17 protein-coding genes are annotated in these 20,075 nt (G+C 63.9%); 5 read left to right on the top strand and 12 right to left on the bottom strand.

Going from position 1 to position 20,075, the window contains the following annotated elements; all coding sequences use genetic code 11:
* Window positions 1–81: 81 nt before the first annotated feature.
* Together AC56LV_RS00985 and AC56LV_RS00980 are read right to left on the bottom strand one after the other, a co-directional pair.
* Window positions 82–762 carry a response regulator gene (locus AC56LV_RS00985; RefSeq protein ID WP_499555327.1) on the bottom strand — a complete coding sequence of 227 codons (681 nt, stop codon included), beginning with the start codon at window positions 760–762 and terminating at the stop codon, window positions 82–84.
* A gap of 44 nt (window positions 763–806) precedes the next feature.
* A complete protein-coding gene (locus AC56LV_RS00980; RefSeq protein ID WP_499555325.1) occupies window positions 807–5,114 on the bottom strand; it encodes a hybrid sensor histidine kinase/response regulator in 4,308 nt (1,435 codons plus the stop codon).
* Window positions 5,115–5,472: 358 nt separating this feature from the next.
* Here AC56LV_RS00980 and AC56LV_RS00975 point away from each other — a divergent pair, with 358 nt between their 5' ends.
* Both AC56LV_RS00975 and AC56LV_RS00970 read left to right on the top strand, forming a co-directional pair.
* On the top strand, window positions 5,473–6,063 hold the full coding sequence (locus AC56LV_RS00975) for a hypothetical protein (protein WP_499555323.1): 591 nt from the start codon (window positions 5,473–5,475) through the stop codon (window positions 6,061–6,063).
* 90 nt (window positions 6,064–6,153) lie between these two features.
* On the top strand, window positions 6,154–6,744 hold the full coding sequence (locus AC56LV_RS00970) for a hypothetical protein (protein WP_499555321.1): 591 nt from the start codon (window positions 6,154–6,156) through the stop codon (window positions 6,742–6,744).
* A 42-nt stretch (window positions 6,745–6,786) separates the two neighbouring features.
* On the opposite strand, the gene ggt is transcribed toward AC56LV_RS00970, so the two are convergent.
* From ggt to AC56LV_RS00925, 9 genes are all read right to left on the bottom strand, one after another.
* Window positions 6,787–8,562: a gamma-glutamyltransferase gene (gene ggt, locus AC56LV_RS00965; RefSeq protein ID WP_499555319.1), complete on the bottom strand. Its 1,776-nt coding sequence runs from the start codon at window positions 8,560–8,562 to the stop codon at window positions 6,787–6,789.
* 107 nt (window positions 8,563–8,669) lie between these two features.
* A complete protein-coding gene (locus tag AC56LV_RS00960; RefSeq protein ID WP_499555317.1) occupies window positions 8,670–9,428 on the bottom strand; it encodes a 3-hydroxyacyl-CoA dehydrogenase in 759 nt (252 codons plus the stop codon).
* Window positions 9,429–9,536: 108 nt separating this feature from the next.
* A complete protein-coding gene (locus AC56LV_RS00955; RefSeq protein ID WP_499555316.1) occupies window positions 9,537–10,106 on the bottom strand; it encodes a hypothetical protein in 570 nt (189 codons plus the stop codon).
* 179 nt (window positions 10,107–10,285) lie between these two features.
* Window positions 10,286–10,942, bottom strand: a complete 657-nt coding sequence (gene adk, locus AC56LV_RS00950; RefSeq protein WP_499555314.1) for an adenylate kinase — start codon at window positions 10,940–10,942, stop codon at window positions 10,286–10,288.
* A gap of 186 nt (window positions 10,943–11,128) precedes the next feature.
* Window positions 11,129–11,881, bottom strand: a complete 753-nt coding sequence (gene kdsB / locus AC56LV_RS00945; RefSeq protein WP_499555312.1) for a 3-deoxy-manno-octulosonate cytidylyltransferase — start codon at window positions 11,879–11,881, stop codon at window positions 11,129–11,131.
* Between the two features lie 9 nt (window positions 11,882–11,890).
* On the bottom strand, window positions 11,891–12,061 hold the full coding sequence (locus AC56LV_RS00940) for a Trm112 family protein (RefSeq protein WP_183550164.1): 171 nt from the start codon (window positions 12,059–12,061) through the stop codon (window positions 11,891–11,893).
* Window positions 12,042–13,076, bottom strand: coding sequence for a tetraacyldisaccharide 4'-kinase (gene lpxK / locus AC56LV_RS00935; RefSeq protein ID WP_499555310.1), 1,035 nt, complete (start codon window positions 13,074–13,076; stop codon window positions 12,042–12,044). Before lpxK ends, AC56LV_RS00940 begins: the two co-directional genes overlap by 20 nt.
* A 39-nt stretch (window positions 13,077–13,115) precedes the next feature.
* Entirely contained in the window at window positions 13,116–13,553 is a 438-nt protein-coding gene (locus AC56LV_RS00930; RefSeq protein WP_332533441.1) for an ExbD/TolR family protein, read from the bottom strand.
* On the bottom strand, window positions 13,553–14,161 hold the full coding sequence (locus AC56LV_RS00925) for a MotA/TolQ/ExbB proton channel family protein (RefSeq protein WP_183550160.1): 609 nt from the start codon (window positions 14,159–14,161) through the stop codon (window positions 13,553–13,555). The genes AC56LV_RS00930 and AC56LV_RS00925 overlap by 1 nt, the downstream gene beginning before the upstream one ends.
* A 1,065-nt stretch (window positions 14,162–15,226) precedes the next feature.
* Between AC56LV_RS00925 and xseA the strand changes: the two genes are divergently transcribed.
* On the top strand, window positions 15,227–16,588 hold the full coding sequence (gene xseA, locus AC56LV_RS00920) for an exodeoxyribonuclease VII large subunit (RefSeq protein ID WP_499555308.1): 1,362 nt from the start codon (window positions 15,227–15,229) through the stop codon (window positions 16,586–16,588).
* A gap of 109 nt (window positions 16,589–16,697) precedes the next feature.
* On the top strand, window positions 16,698–17,273 hold the full coding sequence (locus AC56LV_RS00915; RefSeq protein ID WP_183550156.1) for a superoxide dismutase: 576 nt from the start codon (window positions 16,698–16,700) through the stop codon (window positions 17,271–17,273).
* A gap of 85 nt (window positions 17,274–17,358) precedes the next feature.
* Here the strand turns inward: AC56LV_RS00915 and AC56LV_RS00910 are convergent, their stop codons facing one another.
* Entirely contained in the window at window positions 17,359–18,156 is a 798-nt protein-coding gene (locus AC56LV_RS00910) for a UCP032817 domain-containing protein (RefSeq protein WP_499555306.1), read from the bottom strand.
* Window positions 18,157–18,407: 251 nt separating this feature from the next.
* Here AC56LV_RS00910 and AC56LV_RS00905 point away from each other — a divergent pair, with 251 nt between their 5' ends.
* Complete coding sequence (locus AC56LV_RS00905; protein ID WP_499555304.1) at window positions 18,408–19,976, top strand: alpha-amylase; 1,569 nt, start codon at window positions 18,408–18,410, stop codon at window positions 19,974–19,976.
* Window positions 19,977–20,075 lie beyond the last annotated feature (99 nt).

Below are 20,075 nucleotides of genomic sequence, written 5' to 3'. Positions count from 1 at the left end.
GTCAGGCAACATCCGCGGGATACTGTAAGTCCAAAGTACACCGGCAGCAAGGAACTTTGGCGGGCAGGCAGGCCATCGGCATCAGGCACGCGCCGCGCGCTCGATCTGGCGCATTACCGCTGCCTGCGCCTGCGCCAGGCCAGCCGCCAGCGGCGCCTGCTCGAGCGCTTCGGCGGCACCGTGCAGGCCGAGCATGCTGCAGCCGGCGCGCAGGCGTGCAAGCTGCTGCGCGCCCTCGGCGCCTTCGGCCAGGCCGCCCTGCGCCGCCTGCAACTGGCGCCCCAGGCCATCGAGATACAGGCGCAGACGCTCGATGTCGATGCCAAGCCGGCGCACCACGGCGTCCGGGGCCTCGTCGTTCGCGTCGTCCGCGTCGGTCGCGTTGTGTGCGTCGGCCGGCGGGAACAGGCGCTCGAACTGAACGCGCACGTCGCCGTGGCGGAACGGCTTGACGATGTAGCCGCTGGCGCCGGCCTGCGCCGCCTCGTCCATCGTGGCGCTGTCGGACGCCGCCGACACCAGCACGAACGGCAGCGCCGCCAGCAGCGGGTCTTGACGCACACGCTGCAGCAGTTCGAGGCCGGACAGGTGCGGCATGCGCAGGTCGCAGAACACGATGTCGGGCCGCAGGCCCGCTTCGAGCTGGCGCCAGGCATCGGCGCCGTCGTCCGCTTCGACGATCGCATGGCTGCCGCAGCTGTCCACCAGATGCATCAGCATCATGCGCGCCACCACGTCATCGTCGACCACCAGCACGTTCATCACGTCTCCACCAGATTCGTCAGAACCTGCATTATAAGCAGGTGTCAGGACGGGGCGCCCGTTTCGAAGGTATCCAGAAAGCTGGCCAGGACCGGCAAGCCCGCGCGCAGGCGCTGCGCGTCGCGCCCGTCGGCGGCCGCTTCCAGTTCGGCGCACAGGGTTTCCAGCGCCGGCTCGGCCAGATAGGTCGCGCTGCCGCGCAGCCCGTGCAGGATCCGGCCTGCGGCTTCGAAATCGTCGCTTGCCAGCGCGGCATCCAGCTCGGCGCGCCGGCGCGGCAGGTCATTGCAGAATGCAGCGCGCAGGCGCAGACCCAGAGTGTCAGAACGGGCGACGGGCAGCGCTGGCGCCGCCACGCCGAACAGCGCATCGAGGGCGGTCGGCGTAGGTGCAGCCGGCACAGGTGCGGCCGGCACAGGCGCAGACAACGCCGGTGCAGGCGCCGCCACAGCACCGTCCTCGATCAGCGGCAGGACAAACCCGCGCTGCAACTGGCGTTCGATCGCGCGCGCCAGTTGCAGGTGCAGCGCCGCTTCGTCGATCGGCTTGGTCAAAAACGCATCCATACCGCAGGCCAGGTAGCGTGCGCGGTCTTCGCCGCTGGCGTTGGCGGTGAGCGCCACGATCATCACGTGCTGGTCGAGCACCGGCGCGTCGTGCGGGCCACCGGCGCGGATCAGGCGCGTGGCGCTGGCGCCGTCCATCTCGGGCATGCGGCCGTCCATCAGGATCAGGTCATAGCGCTTGCGGGCGCACGCCGCCACCGCCTCGACGCCGTTGTCGACGATGTCGATTGCATGCCCCATCTCCTCGACCATCAGGCGCGCGATGATCTGGTTGGTCGGGAAATCCTCGGCGCACAGGATCGCCAGCCGGTGGCTGTGCGGTGCGCGCGCCACGTGCGGGATGTGGGCCGGCGCGACGCCGTCGCGCAGCGGCAGCAGCACGGAGAACACGCTGCCCTCGCCTTCGACGCTGCTCACGCCGATCGTCCCGCCCATCAGCTCGACCAGCTGGCGGCAGATCGCCAGACCCAGGCCCGTGCCGCCGTAGCGGCGCGTGGTGGTGGTGTCGGCCTGCTCGAATTTCTGGAACAGGCGCGGCAAGGCCGCCGCCGGAATGCCGATGCCGGTATCGCGCACCGTGAAGCGGATCATGTGGTGGTTGCCCGCCTCTTGCTGGTCGCCGGACCGGCATTCGACATGAATCGTCACGCCGCCCGCGTTGGTAAATTTGAAGGCGTTGCCGACCAGGTTGACCAGCACCTGGCGCACGCGTGTGGGATCGCCCACCAGGTAGCGCGGCACGTTGTCGTCGACCAGCACCGAAAACGCCAGGTCCAGCATGGCCGCCTGCTCGTCGAACAGGCTGGCCACATTGCGTACCTTGGCGTGCAGATCGAAATCGATCCGTTCCAGGGTCAGCTTGCCGGCCTCGATCTTGGAAAAGTCGAGCAGGTCATTGATGATCCCCAGCAGGGCCTGGGCATTGGCCTGGCCGCGCAGGATCTGCTCGCGCGTGTGCTCGCGCAGCGCCAGGTCGCGCAGCGCAAAGCCCAGCATGCCGATCACGCCGGCCAGCGGCGTCCGCATCTCGTGGCTCATATTGGCCAGAAATTCGGACTTCTGGCGCGTCGCATCCTCGGCGCGCTCCTTGGCCTGGCGCAGCACTTCCTCGTTGTCCTGCAAGGCGCGGTAGGCACGCGCCAGCTCATTGCTCTGGTGGCGGCCGCGCCGCTCCTGCTCGCGCAATTCCTCTGTCTGGAGTTCGAGCATGCGGTTCTGCTGCTCGACCTGCTCGGTGCGCGCGCTCACCTGGTGCTCGAGGCGCTCCTTCTGGTGGCGCAGGCTCGCAAAGCGGATGCGCATGCCCAGGTAGATCGCGCCGCAGGTCAGGATGATCATGCCGATCCGGAACCATGCAGTACCCCACGGCGGCGGCTCGATCGTGATCGCCAGCGCGGCCACGTCTTCGCTCCAGACATCATCCTTGTTGGCCGCGCGCACCCGGAATACATAGGTGCCCGGATCGAGATTGGTGTAGGTGGCAAAGCGCTTGTCGGCGCCGGCATTGACCCAGCCCGCATCGAAACCATCGAGGCGGTAGGCGAAGCGGTTGCGCTCGGGCGCGGCGAAGTGCAGCGCCGCGAATTCGACCGTGATCACGGCGGCGTCGGATGGCAGCGTGACGGCGCTCGCATGCTCGATCGGCCCCGGCAACAGGCCCGGGAAGACCTTCTCGACCGGCTGGTTGAACACCTGCAGGCCGGTGATCGTCGGGCGCGGCGGGATGCGGTTGTCGTGGATCGCGCGCGGATCGAACGCAGTCAGGCCATTGAAGCCACCGAAATACAGCGTGCCGTCGGTCGTTTTGAGCGCCGCCGTGTCGAAGAACGCGCCTTCGCTGATGCCATCGGCGGCCGTGTAGCTGCGCCAGCGCCCGCTGGCCGGGTCGAAGCTCGAGATGCCGCTCGACGTGCTGGTCCAGATGCGCCCGTCCGCATCTTCCAGGATCGCCGACACCGAATCGTCGACCAGGCCGTCGCGCGTCGTGTAGCGCGTGAAGCTCAGGGCGCCATCCGGTCCCGTGACCATGCGGTTCAGGCCCACGCCGGTGCCGATCCAGATGTCGCCGCGGCTGTCTTCGAACAGCGACTGCACTTCGTTGTGGCTGAGACTATTCGGGTCGAATGGATCGTGGCGGAAGTGGCGGAAGCGCCCGCTGGCGCGATCGAGCAACTCCAGGCCCGATACCGTGCCAACCCAGAAACGCCCGCGGCGGTCTTCCAGCAGCGGTCGCACGGTGTCATCCGTCAGGCTGGCCGCCTTGCCCGGGTCATGCCGCAGACTCGTGAGTGCGCGGGTGCCGGCCGCCATCCGGTGCATGCCACCGCGCGTGCCGATCCAGATCACATCATCGCGATCGACCAGCATCGAGCGCACCTGGTTGGCGTCGGCGTCGCCCGGCAGCATGAAGCGCCGGAAGCGCCGCGTGGCCGGATCGAAGCTCGTCACGCCCGAGCGGCTGCCGATCCACAAGAGGCCAGCGCGATCGCGCACGATGGCCGCTGCCGGCACGTCGATCAGGCTGTTGGGATTGTCCTTCTGGTGCCGGTACACGTCGGCCTTGCCGGTGGCCGGATCGAACCGGTGCAGCGCGGTGGACGAACCGAGCCACAGATGGTCGCCGTCCTGCAGCAGCGCGCGGATCTTGTTGTCGGCCAGCGAATGGGCCTCGCCGGGACGCCCGACGATGCGGGCGAAGCCGCCGCCACCCAGGTCGACGCGCGAGACGCCGCCATACCAGGTGCCGGCCCAGAACGTGCCGACGTCGTCGCGGTACAGCGCCGAGACATAATTGTCGCCAAGGCTGTGGCGATCGGCGACTTCATGGCGAAACACGTCGAAGCGATCGCCCTGCGCACGCCAGCGATACAGGCCGTCGTCGTGCGTGCCCGCCCACACCGTGCCATTGGCATCCTGGCGCAGGGTCGTAATCCATTCGTTGCCGACGCCGTCGCCAGCCCCGAAGCGGCGCAGCGCGCCCTTGCCCGGCCCGCCTGGGCCATGGCGTTCGAGCCCGCCGTAACGGCCCACCCACAGCCGCTGCTGGCTGTCGACCAGCAGCGCATGCACCGGGAGTGCGCGCCCGGCCAGGTCCGACGCATGGTGCTGGATGCGCTGGCGGTCCGCGCTCAAGCTGTCCAGGCCTGCCGCGCTGCCGATCCAGAGGCGCCCGTCACCGCCCAAGGCCAGCGCCTGAATCCCGTCGTCGCGCAGCGTGCGCGGATCGTTCGGGACGTGGTGCCAGACGGTGAACTTGCCGGTGTCGATGTCAAAATACTGCAAGCCATCGGCGGTGCCGATCCACAGGCCGTCCTGGCCATCGCTGATCATCGTCTTGATCTGGCGGTTGCCGGCGCCGCGCCGCGCCGGCTCGTTGGGCGCGTACAGCGTGAAGCTGCGGGTGGCCGGGTCATAGCGATTCAGGCCGCCATCGGTGCCCACCCACATGCGTCCGTGGCGATCGAGCAGCATCGCGCGCACCCAGTTGCTGGCCAGACTGCGCGGGTTGCCGATCTCGGTGCGGTAATTGACGAAGCGGTAACCGTCATAGCGCGACAGGCCGGACTGGGTGCCGAACCACATGAAGCCGTCCGCATCCTGCAGGATCGACAGCACCGACTCCTGCGCCAGACCGTGCTGCACCGACAGGTGCTCGAAACGCAGCGTCGGTTCGGGCGCCGCAGCGCGCGCGAAGGGTGCGCACAGCGCGGTCAGTGCCATCAGCACCAGGAGCAGGAACGTGCGCAGCATCGTCACGCCGCGCGCAAGGCCGGCACGTCGCGGCATAGTGCGGCGTGCAGAACCCCGCCCCGGCAGGCGTCGCGCGCACCATCTTCTGTCACGCCCGGTCTGGTTTTCTGTTTGTTCGTCACGCCAGCAGGTTAGCAAATTCTGCTTGTCTTGAGGCAAATATGGGATGGAAATGGCAAGAATTTGTCGCAGATTGTCGCTTGTGTGCCCCAGTCGCGCTGGATCGCTGCCATCCGACGCCTGGTCTTGCGAAACGCCAACATCGTGACGCCTGTACCGGTCGAGAGTCCCGTCTTCCATCCAACCTTGCAACGCGATGGACGAATTCGGATCCAGAATTCCAAGCAGCGCGACGTTTGGTCAGGTTCAACTTACCGCATCAAGAGGCCACCTCATGCGTTCTACCGTCCTGAAGCAACTCATCGCCGTCGCATTGCTCAGCAGCACGAGCGGTATTCTATTTGCACAGTCGCCGCCACGAATCCTTCACGACCCGCTCCTTGAACTGGGTTATGAACAGGCAAAGATACGTTTCGAGCCGCTACCATTGCAGGCCATCGCCGGGTGCGACACGTTATCTGACAATGAATACAGTGTCGGTGTACATTTCGTCTTCGCCAAAGCAAGCGACAATGCGGGCCGAATCTTTTATCTGCTACATGGGTACGAAATCCGGAACAACCCCGAGCCTCCTCATTCCCCCAAGTATTCGACTGGTGGCCATGGATTGATCGTGATGGTCCGGGGTCCGGAATGCCTGATCATCGATAACGATGCCAGAGAAACATTCAGGAGTCCGGTTTTCAATGACGAATATCCGCAAGATATACACCAGAGGCTGGCAATCGACTTCGCCGCGCGGCTTTCCTCGGCCTTCGGCGGCAAAGAGAAGCTTCGGGCGCAAATCCTGAAGCAGCGCGTGGATCTCGACACGCTGCCCGACGAGCTTCGCCATACATTCAGGGACTTGCGCCTGCCGAAATAGAGATCGCCAACTTGCCGGCGTTGGCGCGCGTTTCCATGTCCGTCAAATGCTCGATCAGATCCAGAACCAACAAATAGCGAGGCTGCTGCCGTGTCTTCCAACACGATCAAGCCACTTGTTTGCGCCATCCTGTTCAGTACATTGAGCGGATTGCCGTGCGCCCAACCCCTGCCACGCATTCTGCAAGATGCCGTTCTTCGCCTGCGGTATGAACCCGCCACAACCCATTTCGCGCCCTTTCCGTCAACCTTACGCAAGGAGTGCCCGGCGCTGGACGAGGGCGGAAATCCACATCGCACCTTCTTCATTTTTGCCAGCGCAAGCGACGCCTCCGGCCGGGTCTACTACCTGCTCAACAGCTCTGAGGTTCGGCACCACGTCGACGATATGCGCCTCCCACGCAACTTCACCGATGAATATGCGCCGATCGTCATGCTGCAACATCAAGCGTGCGTCATCATCGACCACGAAGGCCCCGACCGACTGGCCGCTGACGACTTCACCGAGGAATACTCGCGCGACATTCAGCAGCGTCTCATGATCGACTATGCAAACCGGCTTGTTGCTGCGTATGGCGGCAAGGACAAGCTCCGGATCGAACTCCTGAATCAATACGTCGACATGGACACGCTGCCGGAAGCACTTCGCTACGCATTCCGGAATCTGCATCTCACCAAATAAAAAAGCCGGCACATTCAGGCCGGCTTTCTCTCGAAGGCTACATTAATCGCCCTTGGCAACACCTTCGCGGCGCGGATCGGCGCCGCCGAACCACATCGGCACGCCTTTTACCATCACACGCTCGATGCCGTGCAGGCCCGACGTCTGCTCGCTGACCCGGATCGCGTGGCCGCGTGCGCGCAGCACGTCGAGCGTGGCGTCGGGGAAGCGGCCCCGTTCCAGTTCGGTCGGACCGTTGCGGCTGCCGAAGTTCGGCAGCGCGATCGCCTGCTGCACATTCAGGTCCCAGTCGAGCGTGCCCACCAGTACCTTGGCGACATAATTGATGATGGCCGGGCCACCGGGCGAGCCGATGGCGAGCACCAGCTTGCCGCTGGCGCGGTCGAACACGATCGTCGGCGACATCGCACTGCGCGGCCGCTTGTTGGCTTCAACGCGGTTGGCCACGGGGCCATCGGCGTCGCGCGCGCTGAACGAGAAGTCCGTCAGCTGGTTATTCAGCATGAAGCCGTCGACCATCTGGCGCGAACCGAACGCGTCTTCGATCGTCGTGGTCATGGCCAGGCCGGCGCCATTGCCATCGACGACCGACATGTGCGAGGTCGATGGCGTCTCGATCGCGTTATCGGTGCCCCAGGCAACCTCCATCCCCGGCGGCGTACCGGCCTTGGCCTCGCCCATCGAGCGCGCACCTACCAATTTGGCGCGCGCCGTCAGGTAGCCCTTGTCGATCAGGCTCGGGATGCCACGGCCCGGCAGCGGCACGAAGTCGGCGTCGGCGGCGTAGCGGTTGCGGTCGGCGTAGGCCAGGCGCGCTACTTCCGAGAACACGTGCACGGCGTCTGCGCCCGGCACGCCGTCCTTCGGCGCGAGCGCCTTCATGTCGAAGGTCTCGAACATGCCCAGCATCTGCGCCACGGCGATCCCGCCCGACGATGGCGGCGGCATGCCGCACACGGTGTAGGCGCGATAGTCGCTGCAGACGGGCGTGCGGACCTTGGGGCGATAGTCGGCGATGTCCTTGGCCGTCAGCAGCCCCGGATTGGTCGGGTGCGCGGCCACTTTGGCCGCGATATCGCGCGCGAAGCGGCCCGTGTAGAACACATCGGCGCCGCCGGCGGCGATCTCGCGCAGCGTGGCGGCCAGCGCCGGGTTCTTCAGGACGTGGCCAACCGGCCATGGCTTGCCGGCCGCATCATAAAAGTAGGCTGCGGCAACCGGGTCCTTGATCAGGAACGTTTCGCCAGCGAGCATCTTGTGCATGCGCGGGCTGACCTTGAAGCCTTGCTCCGACAAGCGGATCGCCGGGGCGAACAGCGCCTTCCACGGCAGCTTGCCGTGCTGGCGGTGCGCCAGTTCGAGCATGCGCAGCACGCCCGGCGCGCCGACCGAACGGCCGCCGACCACGCCTTCGGTGCGCGACAGGGGCGTGCCGTCAGGCCGTTCGAACAGGTGCTCGTCGGCCTTGCTTGGCGCCGTTTCGCGGCCATCGAACGCCTGGGTCTGCTTGCCATCGTAATGGACCATGAACGCGCCGCCGCCAATGCCGGACGATTGCGGCTCGACCAGCGTCAGCACCAGTTGCGTGGCAATCGCCGCATCGATGGCGGCTCCGCCCTGGCGCAGGATCTGGTAGCCGGCCTCGACCGCCAGCGGATTGGCGGCGGTGACCATGTACTTCTTGGCCTGCCAGCCATTTTTCTCGGTGTAGCCGGTCGCCGCTTCGGGCGCGGCCTGCAGTGAATCCTGGGCCCAGAGGGGCGTCGTCGTGGCGCCGGCCAATGCCAGAGCGAGCGCTAGCTTGCTGAGTGTGTTCAAACGGTTCTCCAAAATAGCAAACGGGCGCGTGGACTTAGGCCAGGCGCCCGACATCGAAGACATGCTACAGCATCTTCGAAATGCTTTCAGGACACGTCCCTGAAGAACTACTTTGGCTGCATGCGAATCGCGCCGTCCAGACGGATCGTCTCGCCGTTGAGCATCACGTTTTCGATGATGGCGCGGGCCAGGTGGGCGAACTCCGTCGGCAAACCAAGGCGCGGCGGGAACGGCACCATCTTGCCCAGCGAATCACGCACCTCTTGCGGCATGTTCATCAGCATCGGCGTCTCGAAAATGCCCGGCGCGATCGTCATGACGCGGATGCCGTTGCGCGACAGGTCGCGCGCCATCGGCAGTGTCAGACCGGCCACGGCCGCCTTGGACGACGCATAGGCCGCCTGTCCCATCTGGCCGTCAAAGGCGGCAACCGATGCGGTGTTAATGATGATGCCGCGCTCGCCATGCTCGGCCGGTTCGGTCTTGCCCATGGCCTCGGCGGCCAGGCGCGCCATATTGAAGGTGCCAACCAGGTTGATGTTGACGGCGCGCTGGAACACGTCCAGCGGGTGCGCGCCATCCTTGCCGACAGTCTTGACGGCCGGCGCGACGCCGGCGCAGTTGACCAGGCCGCGCAGCGTGCCCAGAGCAACGGCCGCATCGACGACAGCCTGCGCATCGGCTTCCTGAGTGACGTCGCAGCGGACGAACTGGCCTTTCAGCTCGGTAGCCAGCGCCTGGCCCGCTTCGGCCTGGACGTCGGCAATGACGACGGTCGCGCCATTCGCGGCGAGCATGCGCGCGGTGGCCGCGCCAAGACCGGAGGCGCCGCCGGTGACAATGAAAACGTTATCCTGGATGTGCATGGTTGTCCCTTGTGAAAATTCTTGTACCGCTATTTTGCCCGGCTTTAACGTTTACGTAAACGTAAAGTAGGCGCATCAAGAAGGTTCGGGACGATGGGCGCGCTCAGTTCAGAAGCACTGCACTGTGGTGCCGCTGCGGTTGCACAGGCGACCGGCGCTGTTCACGCTTGAGCTGCCCACGGCACCGGCGTTGGTGGCGCCGGTCGTGTCGGTGCAGGTTGCGCCGATGCACGGCGCAACCTGGCTGGTCGTTGGCACGACTGGCGTCGGGGCAGTGGTGGCTGGCGCAACGACCGTTGGGGCATTTGGCGACGCCAGACGCCCTGCACTATCGATCTGCTGCTGCACCGAACGACGGGCGATCGGTTGCACGCCCTGCTCTTGCTGCGTCTTCGGTGCTGGCGTTGGCTGTGGACGCACGTTCTGCGGCGCCGGATGCGTGGCCGGATCAATGTCCTTCAGACGCGATGGCTCCTGCCGGCCCGTGGCTTTTTCTTCCTGGGTTTTGGGCTGCATGTCGATCGGCGCAGCAGGCGTCGAGGTTTGCTGGCCGTCGAGGGATGGACGGTATGTCTCGCCCGTGGCTGGCTGACCCTGGGTAGCACCTGTCGTCTGGGCGCCAACACTCGCAGCGGCAAGTGCCAGCAGCATGGCGAGGATGGTGTTGTTCTTGTTCATGGGAGACCTCTCAGGGTTGTAGACAGATAACTTATTATCGTCTTGCCAACCCGCACACGGCGCACGGGAAACAATTGCTCACAATTGTACGGCGTAATGACAATCACATGCCCGGAATGCAGCGATCCCGCGCAGGCAGGGCCGGCGCGGGATCGCTGGGGTAGTACTGTACGGAAAACTTATTCGGCCAGCGCGGCAAATGCGTTGTCACGCACCTGCTCGACCGGGCCGACGCCCGAGATGCGGCGGTATTTCGGTGCGCCTGGCAGGCCCGACTCGGCCCACTTGCCGTAATAACCGAGCAGCACCTTGGTCTGGTTGTGGTACACCTCGAGGCGCTTCGAGACGGTTTCTGCCTTGTCGTCGTCGCGCTGGATCAGCGGCTCACCCGTGACGTCATCGGTATCGTCGACTTTTGGCGGGTTGAACTTGACGTGGTACACGCGGCCCGACGCGGCGTGCGAGCGGCGGCCGGTCATGCGTTCAAGGATCATGTCGTCAGGGACATCGATCTCGAGAACGTAATCGATGTTCACGCCGCTGTCCTTCATCGCTTCGGCTTGCGCGATGGTGCGCGGGAAGCCGTCGAACAGATAGCCGTTCTGGCAGTCTGCGTCCTTCAGGCGCTCCTTGACCAGGCCGATGATGATGTCGTCCGACACGAGTTGGCCGGCATCCATCACTTTTTTGGCGGCCAGGCCCAGTTCAGTGCCTGCCTTGATCGCGGCGCGCAGCATATCGCCGGTCGAGATTTGGGGGATGCCGAACTTTTCCTTGATGAAGTTGGCCTGGGTGCCCTTGCCGGCACCGGGTGCTCCTAACAGAATGAGACGCATGAGTTTCCTGAGATTCTAGAAAATAGAGAAAAGTAAAATGGCGGATACGGTGATCTTTTTGATATTGCGCAGACTTCGTTGAGACGGAAGTTACCACAAAAGTTGGCGTAAAAGCCAGCCGCAAGCCCTTGCAGCGAGGATATTTGATCCTGCGCAGATGGCCCGACTATACCTTTGTGGCGTGCGTCAAGACGTGTAATGCAGGCGTACCCGCGCCAGATCGTCGGGCGTGTCGACGCCCGCTGGCGGTGCACTATCCGTGATGTGCACCGCGATCGGCACACCGTGCCACAGCACGCGCAACTGCTCCAGCGCCTCGATCGACTCGAGTGGCGACACGGCCATGGCGGGATATGCCTGCAAGAACGCATTGCTGTAGGCATACAGGCCAATGTGGCGCAGCGGCGCATAGCCGGCAGGCAGCGACTCGAGCGTCTGGGCAAATGCATCGCGGTGCCAGGGGATCGTGGCGCGCGAGAAATACAGTGCGCGCCCGTTCTTGTCGAGCACGACCTTGACGACGTTCGGGTTGAACACGTCGGCCGCATCGAGAATCGGATGCGCGCAGGTGGCCATCAGTACGTCGGCGCTGATCCTCGCGGCGCAGGCCGCCAGCAGGCGCGGGTCGATCAATGGCTCGTCGCCCTGCAGGTTGACGACAACGTCATTCGGCGCCAGGCCCAGCACGTGCGCCACTTCGGCGATGCGGTCGGTGCCCGACGGGTGGTCGGCGCGCGTGAGCACGGCGCTGACGCCATGCTCGGCGCAGGCGGCGGCAATGTCGGCGTGGTCGGTCGCGACGATGATCCGCGTTGCACCCGATTCACGCGCCCGTTCGGCCACGCGCACCACCATCGGCTTGCCGCCCAGGTCGGCCAGCGGCTTGTTCGGCAGGCGGGTCGACGCCAGGCGCGCCGGGATGATGACGGTAAAGTTCATGCAGGCCGATCAGACAGGCTCGATCTTGCGCGCCTGGTCGGCCCACATGATCGGGATGCCATCGCGAATCGGATAGGCGAGGCGGTCGGCGCGGCAGGTCAGCTCCTGCGCCTTCTTGTCGAGTTCGAGCGGACCCTTGCACAACGGGCAGACCAGGATATCAAGCAGGCGAGCGTCCACGACATTTCTCCACGATTTGTTCAGCCAGCGCAGGGTCGAGCTGCGCCGTCACAGGCACGACCCACAAGCGCGGATCGTCCTTCAGATGTTCAATTTGCCGACATTTTACTGCATCCTTCTCCGTGATCAGAATGATCTCGGCGTCCACGGTGGCAAACGGGTCGTCCAGGAAGTCGTGATGGTCGGGCAAGGCCAGTTCGCCAGGCGCCAGGCCCGCCGCGCGCAGCATCGCAAAGAAGCGGCCCGGATTGCCGATACCGGCTGCGGCGACGATGCGTTTCGCGCGCAGATCAGCCAATGGCACGCGCGCCCCGCCATGCAGCGGTTCGGCGTACTGACCGGACAACAGCATGCGGTACGGGGCGCCGCCAACGGCCCGGGCCAGCGCGGGCGTGAGCTCAGGGACATTGACCACAGTGAAATCCCGGCGGCGCGACGGCGGCTCGCGCAGCGGCCCGGCCGGCAGCAGCCAGCCATTGCCCACGCCGCGGCCGTCAAACAGGACGATCTCGATGTCGCGCGCCAGCGCATAGTGCTGCAAGCCATCGTCCGTAATGAGCACGTCAACGTCCGGGTGCGCCGCCAGCAGCGCCCTGCCAGCCTCGGTGCGCTGGCGGCCGATGACGACCGGGCAGCCGGTACGCTGCGCAATCAGGAGGGGCTCGTCGCCCACGACGCGCGGATCGGACCCTGGCGTGACGGCGCGCGGCGCGCCCTCCTTGCCGGCATCACCGCCATGGCCGCGCGAGATGATGCCCGGCTGCATGCCGGCCGCGCGCAGTGCCTCGGCGAGCCAAATCGTCAGCGGAGTCTTGCCGGTGCCGCCAATAAAGATGTTGCCAACAACGATGACGGGAACGGGCAAGCGCTTTGACGCCTTAATGCCGGACTGGAACAGCCGGCGGCGCACGGCGGCCAGCGCCCCGAACAGCAGCGCCACAGGCAATAGCGCGACGGCAAGCGGGCCGCGCCGCAGCCACGCGCGGGTCAGGGTTGTTTCAAGGGAAGATGCCATGCGGAAGGATGCCGGCCAGCTTGACGCGGGCCGGTGAGGTTACTTGCCGGTGCCGGTCTGGGCAGCGAAGGTCAGCTTGTCGTAGCCGGCCACACGCGCTGCTTCCAGCACATTGATCACCATCTGGTGCATTGCGAACTGGTCGGCATTGACGATGACGACCGGGCTGGCCACCACCTGCCCGTCCGGCGTGCGCGCCGCCGTCCGCATGTCCTGCGCCAGGCCTGCCACGCTGGTGAATGCCACGGGCGTGTTATTGACCGTGTAGTTGCCCTTGGCGTCGACCGTGACATTGATCTCGAACGGCTTTTGCGCCTGCTTCTCGGCCTCGGCCGTCGGCAAGGTGATCTGCAGCTCGGTGAACTTGCTGTAGGTGGTCGAGACCATCAGGAAGATCAGGACCACGAGCAGCACGTCGATGAACGGGATCAGGTTGATCTCCGGATCCTCGCGCTTGCGGCCACGGCGAAAATCCATCATTTGCGGGCACCGTGGACGACGTCGACAAATTTCACGGCCTGCAGTTCCATGTCGACGATATAGGTGTCGACCAGGTTGCGGAAGTGACGGTAGGCGACCAGCGCCGGCATCGCGATGGCCAGGCCGAAACCGGTGTTGTACAGCGCCACCGAGATACCGTGCGCCAGTTGCGCCGGGTTATTGCCGCCGGTCGGGGCCGAGGCGCCGAAGATCTCGATCATGCCGACCACCGTGCCGAACAGACCCATCAGCGGCGCGAGCGAGGCGATGGTACCGAGCGTGGTCAGGAAACGTTCGAGGTTCTGGGCCACACCGCGGCCGGCTTCCTCGATCGACTCCTTCATCACGTCGCGTGGCGCGTCGACGTTACGCAGTGCAGCCGCCAGCACGGTGCCCAGCGGCGAATTCTGTTCCAGCTTGTTGATGACGTCCGGCGTGGCCTTGCCCGTGTGGTGCACGCGGATGACTTCGTCGAGCAGGTTGCGTGGGAGGATTTTCTCGCGGCGCAGCGTGATCAGGCGTTCGACGATGAGGGCGACGGCAACGATCGACGCGAACAGCAGGAACCAGATAGGCCAGCCTGCGGCTTGAAAAATGGCGAGCAAGAGATACTCCTGAGAGGATAAAAGTCAATCCGGCAATGTAGCAAGTTGGCAGCGAAGCGGCAAGTAGAGTTCTGCACACCTTCTGTGGATAAAATTGTGCGCAAGGCGCGCGACAAGAACCAAGCACGTTGATTTCAAAGGGCTTTCTGCGCCTGCGCAAGAAAATGGCAGTCTCATGACTCGATGCCATCATGCAATGACACCATGGTTTTTTCGACAACGCTGCTGCCGGCGCCTGTAGTTGCGAACACATTCTGTGGACAAAATTGTGCGCAAGGCCCCTGAACAACACCTAAGCTGTTGATTTCAAAGGGTTTCGATTACACGCCTGTTTTGGAGGCAGTGTTGTACCACTTTGCCCAGCGCGTGCGGCTGTGTAGTTCCACACATTTATTGTGGACAAAAGTGTGTGCAAGACCTCCTTTATGACACTAAGCTATTGATTTTAATCAGCAAACACGCAGCGCTTAAAGTTTGAGCATATGGCCTGAATCACGCCTGAAACACGCCGTATTCCCTTCCATTCCCACGTTTATTCGGCCTTAGCGCCTGTTGTTCACAGAAAATTCGCGCTGTGCACACTTTATGTGGATAAGAGTGTGAGGAAGCATAAAGTTAGGAGTGTAAGTCATTGATTTCATTAACAACCAATCGTACTGCTTTAAAATTAAGCAGCTTGGTTGGTATCGACCGGGTGGATTCGCAATACAACTTTCCTGCGTAAAAAGCCGCTCAGCCACAAATAAAAGGAGTGCACAGATTCTGTGGACAACTTTGTGATCAAACCTGCTGCAATGGCCCTAAGTCATTGTTTTGTAATAAATCCACCTCCCCTGCTCAATCCGCGCGCAGCGTCATGCCCTATGAATGAGTTCCCCACAGTTTGTGTGGATAAACCGCTCTCAAACGACATTACTGACCCTGCAACCTCTTGATTTCAAACCCATTTCAATAGATTGCATTGAAAAGCAGCAATAATCGGCTTCAGCGACCGGATTGCCATCGAACCTGGACACTTCGCCAGGGCGGCTATAATCGCCCTCTCAGTTTTTTTCGCGACAGACCATGTTCCCGACCAGCGACGCCGACTCCGCCTACACGCCCCCTGCCGTTCTGAGCGTCACCGCGCTGAACCAGCAAGTGGCGCGCCTGCTCGAGCGTACTTTTCCACTGACCTGGATCGGTGGAGAAATTTCCAATTTCACGCGCGCGGCGTCGGGCCACTGGTATTTCACGCTCAAGGACGACGCCGCCCAGGTGCGCGCCGTGATGTTCCGTGGCCGTGCGCAGTCGGCCGGCTTCATCCCGCGTGAAGGCGACAAGGTCGAGGTGCGCGCCCTCGTGACGCTGTACGGCGCGCGTGGCGACTACCAGATCAATGTCGAGGCGATCCGCCGTGCCGGCGTCGGCCAGCTGTACGAGGCATTCCTGCGCCTGAAGGAAAAGCTGGCCGCGCAAGGCATGTTCGACGCCGGGCGCAAGCGGCCACTGCCGCTGTTCCCGCGCAGCATCGGCATCGTCACGAGCCCCGGCGCCGCGGCGCTGCGCGACGTGCTCACGGCCCTGCGCCGGCGCGCGCCCCACGTACGCGTAGTGCTCTACCCCACCCCGGTCCAGGGCCAGTTCGCTGCCGACAAGATTGCCGAGGCGATCATGACGGCGTCGCGCCGTGGCGAAGTCGACGTTCTGCTGGTGTGCCGCGGCGGCGGCTCGATCGAAGACCTGTGGAGTTTTAACGAAGAATGCGTGGCGCGCGCGATCGATGCCTGCGCCATTCCCGTTGTCTCGGGCGTGGGCCACGAAACCGACGTCACCATTGCCGACTTCGCGGCCGACGTGCGCGCCGCGACGCCGACCGCTGCTGCCGAGCTGGCCGCCACGCCCCGCGCCGACTGGCTCGCGTCGCTGCACGGCGACGCGCTCGACCTGCAGCGCGCAATGGACCGCCGCCTGTCGGATGCCAGCCAGGGCCTGGATAACCTGAGCCGTCGCCTGCTGAGCCCGTCAGCGCAGATCGGCCACCAGCGCCTGAAACTGCTGGCACTGGCCACGGCCATGACGCATGCGGTCAAGCTGCCCATCAACCGCCAGGGCCTGGTTCTGGCGCAATTGCAGCAGCGCTGGAGCCGGCACCGCCCCGACATGCGCGCACTGAGGGCGCAACTGTCGTCAGACGGGCGTCACCTGCACACCAGCCTGCGCAACAATCTCAAGAGCCGCCGCGATGCGTTGATGGGCCTGGCAGCCCAGCTCGAACTGCTCAACCCGCAACGCACGCTCGAGCGCGGCTACGCCATCGTGCGTGACGGCAAGGGCCAGATCGTGCGCGACCCGGCGCAGATCCATGCGCGCGACACGCTGCACATCCGCCTGGCCGATGGCAGCGCCGAGGTTGGCGTGGCGCAGGTACAGAGCGTGCTCGACTGAGGAATCCTGTCCAAAGGAAAGAGAATGCAAGGATGCAACATTACTGCATCCGGTTTAGAATAGCGCCGCTATCAGAACTGCAACCTTTCCAACCCAACAAGGATTTATCATGGAACACACCCTGCCGGCACTGCCGTATGCCAAGGACGCGCTGCAACCGCACATCTCGGCCGAGACCCTGGAATACCACCATGGCAAGCATCACCAGACCTACGTGACCAACCTGAACAATCTGATCAAGGGCACCGAGTTCGAAGAGATGCCGCTGGAAGAGATCGTCAAGAAGTCGTCGGGCGGCGTGTTCAACAATTCGGCGCAGGTCTGGAACCACACCTTCTTCTGGCACTGCATGACCCCGAACGGCGCCGCACCAAGCGGCAAGGCGCTGGACGCGATCAATGCCAAATGGGGTTCGGTCGAGAAGTTCAAGGAAGAGTTCAACAAATCGGCACTGGGCAACTTCGGTTCGGGCTGGACCTGGCTGGTGCAAAAGGCCGACGGCAGCGTCGACATCGTCAACACCTCGAATGCCGCCACGCCACTGACCACGACCGACAAGCCACTGCTGACGGCCGATGTCTGGGAACACGCTTACTACATCGACTACCGCAACGCGCGCGCGAAGTTCCTGGAAGCGTTCTGGAACGTGGCCAACTGGGACTTCGTTAACCAGAACATGGCTTGATGTAAATGAATCACTGAAGGTCACGCGCTGTCTGGCGTGATGAGCTGCAACGGCCCGCGCAAGCGGGCCGTTTGCATGCTGGCGCTCAGTCTCCCCCGCCGCCGCCGCAACTGCTGCCACCGCCGCAACTGCTGCTGCCGCCATCGCCACCATCGCTTCCGCCGCCGTGGCAGTTGAGGTCGGCGTCACACTCGCGCATCGCATTGTCGCTGCCACCATCACCGACGTAATAGGTGCCTGCCCCCGTGTCCAGCCCCCGTTTTTCTCGCAGGGCTGCGGCATAGTCTGCCTGGCTGATCAGGTTTGCCAGCAGCAACGCCCGCAGTGTCAGCTCGGGATGCGGCCGTGCGCCCCCGGCCATCCTGCCATTCGCATCCAGACGGCTATACACGATGTCCTCGTCTTGCAGCGCGTAGCCATGACCATATGGCATACGCAACGTGGCATCGAGGCGGAACAACGCGGGCAAGCCCCGTACCCGCGAGCGAGCGTCTTCGTGCTCACGGCAGCCAACGAGCGCGCGCGGCAGTGCCAGCGCATCGAGCATGGCATGGGGAAGATGGTCGATCGGCTTGCCGAAGTGGCGGCGGCAGAAGTGATCCAGATTCACGGCGTCCCATGCCATCCAAGCATGCCAGACCGAGTCGGCGGCCAGCGATGGCAACGCGCACGGCTCGCGCCGGTCTGCCGCGACCTCGAAAAAGCGCATCAGTCCAGTTGCTGCTTGCGTGAAAAAAAGCTCGCTGTGCGGCATGCCAGGAAAATCTTTCCCACTATTGCGCTGCCAGAACGGGAACAGACCAGGCGAGAGATCCTCCAACTGCGGACGATAGCCAGACTGCCGGATGTGCCGCAGTACGCGTACTTTGACGACCAGGTTCATGGCGTTTTCCAAGGGTGTCAGGACGTGGTTGGATGATCGGAATCTTCGACGACCGATCCCTGTTCGTCAAGTCGAAACCCCCCATGCCCAGGCTGCCTGGCTCTGAAGCAAGTCTGAATCTACGCCCTGACGTTCCGTGATAATTTCCGTCGTAGCAACATTGGACAAATAGTTCGTCCACCGTGCGGTCATTATCGTCAACGCGTCACAACCCGGGAATCAACGTGGAATTCATCCGAACCAGGCAATTGGTGCACCGTCTGCCCCGCGCAGCGTGTCTCTCCAGCATCGCCTGCATCGCCATGGCGTTCAGCACGCCAGCGGCCGCCGCCGACTTCAACCCTGCCGATACCTCGGTACAAATGTTCCGCTGGAAGTGGAACGACATCGCCAGGGAGTGCACGAACTGGCTCGGGCCACAGGGCTACGGCGCGGTGCAGATCTCGCCGCCGCATGCATCGCGCAAGCTGGACTTCTGGTACGACGTGTATCAGGCGGTCAATTACACCAGGCTTGACAGCCGGATGGGCACGGAAGCCGAGTTGCAGGCCATGATCAATACCTGCCATGCGGCCAAGGTGCGCATCTACGCCGACGTGGTCGTCAACCAGATGGCCGACGGCGCCGGCACCGGCACGGCCACCGATGGCAGCAGCTGGAATGCCGCCACGCAAAGCTACCCCCATTTCAGCGCCCCCGACTTCCATGCCGCCTGCGTTATCCAGGGCGGCGACTACAGCCTGGCCGACCGCACCAAGGTGACGAGCTGCCGCCTCAACAACCTGCCCGACCTGAATACCGGCGCCAGCTATGTGCAGGGCCAGATCCGCAACTACCTGAACAAGCTCGTGGCCATGGGCGTGGACGGTGTGCGGCTGGACGCCGCCAAGCACATGGCGCCGGGCGACATTGCCGGCTTCCTCAATGGCGTATCCCGCACGACCAAAGCCGGTGAGCCGCTGTGGTTTACGCAAGAGGTGATTCCGGACAGTGGCGTCAAGGCGAATGCCTATCTGGCCACTGGCTCGGTCAACGAGTTCCATTACGTCTATGCGATGAAGGAAATGTTCCAGAATGTGAATGGCGCCGCCGTCGCGGACTTGCCCAGGTTTATGGGTTCGCCAAGCGCCGGATGGGGCGGAACCTGGGGCTTCATCCCCAGCGACAAGGCGACCGTGTTCATCAACAACTGGGATTCCGAACGCGGCGAACACGCGCCGAGTTCGCTCGTGGCCAGCAACTTCACCGGCGTTCCCAACGACACGCAAGGCACCAAGCGCTACCAGCTGGCCAATGTCCTGATGCTGGCCTGGCCCTATGGCGCGGCGCAAGTGCATTCGGGCTTTCGCTTTACCCGGAGCGAACAGCCGCCACCAGCCGCCAGCCCGTTCGACGCGAATGGCAAGCCGCTGATCAACCAGGCATGGGACTTCATCCACCGCTGGCCCGAGATCTCGAACATGGTCGCGTTTCGCGCTGCCACATCGGGCCAGGGCGTGGATAATTTCACCACCGGCACGCGCAACCAGATCGCCTTTTCGCGTGGCAACAAGGGCTTTGTCGCGATCAATAACGACCCGGCGACCTGGACCACGACGCAGGCGACCGGCCTGCCGCCTGGCACCTATTGCAACGTCATCAATGGCCAGCTCAATGCGGCCAAAACAGGTTGCAGCGGCGACGCCGTGGTGGTCCCGGCCAATGGCGTCATTAAGTTCACGCTGGGCAGCGTGACTGGCGCGACCGTGCCGGCGCTGGCACTGCACGCCAACCAGAAGGTCGGCGCCAGCGCGTCACGCAGCACGAACGGTGCCAACTGAGGATCGTGTGCGCGCCTTGATCGGACAACCGGGCGCATCTGATGCGCCCGGTTGTCGTCAAACTGTAATGACTTGTCTCGCTTCTCGCAGGTTCTGCCA

This window comes from Telluria sp. RB2R28 (assembly GCF_059685835.1).
This window is presented reverse-complemented; position numbering and strand designations above follow the sequence as displayed.

What these genes read in the sequence shown, in the direction of transcription:
- AC56LV_RS00955 (WP_499555316.1), bottom strand. Translation starts at nt 10,106, where the DNA reads ATGAACAAGAACAACACCATCCTCGCCATGCTGCTGGCACTTGCCGCT.
- AC56LV_RS00915 (WP_183550156.1), top strand. Translation starts at nt 16,698, where the DNA reads ATGGAACACACCCTGCCGGCACTGCCGTATGCCAAGGACGCGCTGCAA.
- AC56LV_RS00910 (WP_499555306.1), bottom strand. Translation starts at nt 18,156, where the DNA reads ATGAACCTGGTCGTCAAAGTACGCGTACTGCGGCACATCCGGCAGTCT.
- xseA (WP_499555308.1), top strand. Translation starts at nt 15,227, where the DNA reads ATGTTCCCGACCAGCGACGCCGACTCCGCCTACACGCCCCCTGCCGTT.
- AC56LV_RS00975 (WP_499555323.1), top strand. Translation starts at nt 5,473, where the DNA reads ATGCGTTCTACCGTCCTGAAGCAACTCATCGCCGTCGCATTGCTCAGC.
- adk (WP_499555314.1), bottom strand. Translation starts at nt 10,942, where the DNA reads ATGCGTCTCATTCTGTTAGGAGCACCCGGTGCCGGCAAGGGCACCCAG.
- AC56LV_RS00930 (WP_332533441.1), bottom strand. Translation starts at nt 13,553, where the DNA reads ATGGATTTTCGCCGTGGCCGCAAGCGCGAGGATCCGGAGATCAACCTG.
- kdsB (WP_499555312.1), bottom strand. Translation starts at nt 11,881, where the DNA reads ATGAACTTTACCGTCATCATCCCGGCGCGCCTGGCGTCGACCCGCCTG.
- AC56LV_RS00960 (WP_499555317.1), bottom strand. Translation starts at nt 9,428, where the DNA reads ATGCACATCCAGGATAACGTTTTCATTGTCACCGGCGGCGCCTCCGGT.
- lpxK (WP_499555310.1), bottom strand. Translation starts at nt 13,076, where the DNA reads ATGGCATCTTCCCTTGAAACAACCCTGACCCGCGCGTGGCTGCGGCGC.
- AC56LV_RS00985 (WP_499555327.1), bottom strand. Translation starts at nt 762, where the DNA reads ATGAACGTGCTGGTGGTCGACGATGACGTGGTGGCGCGCATGATGCTG.
- AC56LV_RS00980 (WP_499555325.1), bottom strand. Translation starts at nt 5,114, where the DNA reads ATGCCGCGACGTGCCGGCCTTGCGCGCGGCGTGACGATGCTGCGCACG.